The organism is Streptomyces shenzhenensis (genome assembly GCF_003688995.1).
Lineage (GTDB): Bacteria > Actinomycetota > Actinomycetes > Streptomycetales > Streptomycetaceae > Streptomyces > Streptomyces shenzhenensis_A.
This window is the reverse complement of the sequence record NZ_PENI01000090.1, coordinates 1-1,033: the sequence shown is the minus strand read 5'-3', so window position 1 is coordinate 1,033 and position 1,033 is coordinate 1. Positions and strand designations below refer to the sequence as shown.

Genomic DNA, 1,033 nt, shown 5'->3' with positions numbered 1-1,033 from the left:
GGGTCTTCGCATTTAGGTGGGGTGGAGGTGTCCGCGGGCTCGGCGGGTGGTGATGCAGCGTGTGCGTAGGCGTTGATTGGCGGGATTGCGGAAGCCGTGGGCGGCTCGGGCGACGAGCTTGATCACGCGGTTGGTGCCTTCGTTCTTGGCGTTGCTGTGGCCGGTGGCGATGAACGCGGCGATCTCGGGCCATCAGTGGTCCACCGTGACGGCCAGCTGGCGGACTTCGGGGATATCGGAGTCGGCGCACCAGGTGAGGAACTTCCACTGCAGGTGGCCGATGCGGTGGTGGTCGGCGCCGGTGTGGGCGCAGGCGAGGAGGTCCCGCAGTCGTTCCTTGGCGATCCAGGCGGTCAGCGGCGTCATCCCGATGGTCCCGGCGTCGATCAGCGCGTTCCACATTGTGCTGAACTGGGCGTCGGTGAGGTCCTCGCGGGGCGTAGGAGTCGGCGCCTTGCTTTCCATTCCGGGTCGCAGGCCCGTCCGCGCAGGCCGGCGGTGGTCCGGCGCCGGACGATGTTGAGCATCTTGTCGGCGAGTTGGACCACGTGGAAGTGATCGACCACGACGGTGGCGTGGAGCAGCCCGGTGCGGATGGCGGCGCAGTAGCCGGTGGACATGTCGATCGCGACGTAGCGGATCTGCCGACGCCACTCCAGCGGTGTCGTGGCGAACCAGGCCAGCACGTCCGACGGGGCGCGGCCCTCGACCTGCCCGAGTAGGCCCTGGACGCCGAAGGCGTCCACGAAGCCGGTGTGCCAGCGGTCCGCTGCAGGCTCCCACCTGCCGGTTTCCGGGTTCTGACGCCACTGCATGCGGCCCCGGCGGGTCTCGTCGAGCCCGAGTACCTCGACCGGTTCGAGGGCCGCGGCACTCACCGCTGCCCGGCAGCGCGGAAGGCGTCCATCACCGTGGGCCAGGACAGGCCCAGGTCCCGGGACGCCTGGACGACCGTGGAACCCGCGTCGCGCACCCGCCGCCCGGCCGCACTGCGCAGCCGCTCGGTGATCCTCGCCCCGGCCGGAACCTGGCG

At 70.5% G+C, this 1,033-nt stretch carries 4 protein-coding genes; all 4 read right to left on the bottom strand.

Annotation, left to right across the window (positions count from 1 at the left end; translation table 11 throughout):
- Positions 1 to 12: 12 nt before the first annotated feature.
- The gene (locus CTZ28_RS49910) at positions 13 to 183 is read right to left on the bottom strand and encodes a transposase (RefSeq protein ID WP_121895955.1); all 171 of its coding nucleotides are present in this window, start codon (positions 181 to 183) and stop codon (positions 13 to 15) included.
- Positions 184 to 192: 9 nt separating this feature from the next.
- Entirely contained in the window at positions 193 to 366 is a 174-nt protein-coding gene (locus CTZ28_RS46320) for a hypothetical protein (RefSeq protein WP_220795575.1), read from the bottom strand.
- Positions 367 to 386: 20 nt separating this feature from the next.
- Entirely contained in the window at positions 387 to 878 is a 492-nt protein-coding gene (locus CTZ28_RS46315) for a transposase (RefSeq protein WP_121895953.1), read from the bottom strand.
- Positions 875 to 1,033: helix-turn-helix domain-containing protein (locus CTZ28_RS49905; RefSeq protein WP_147481314.1), on the bottom strand; the 159-nt coding region annotated here is incomplete at its 5' end. The genes CTZ28_RS49905 and CTZ28_RS46315, both read right to left, overlap by 4 nt.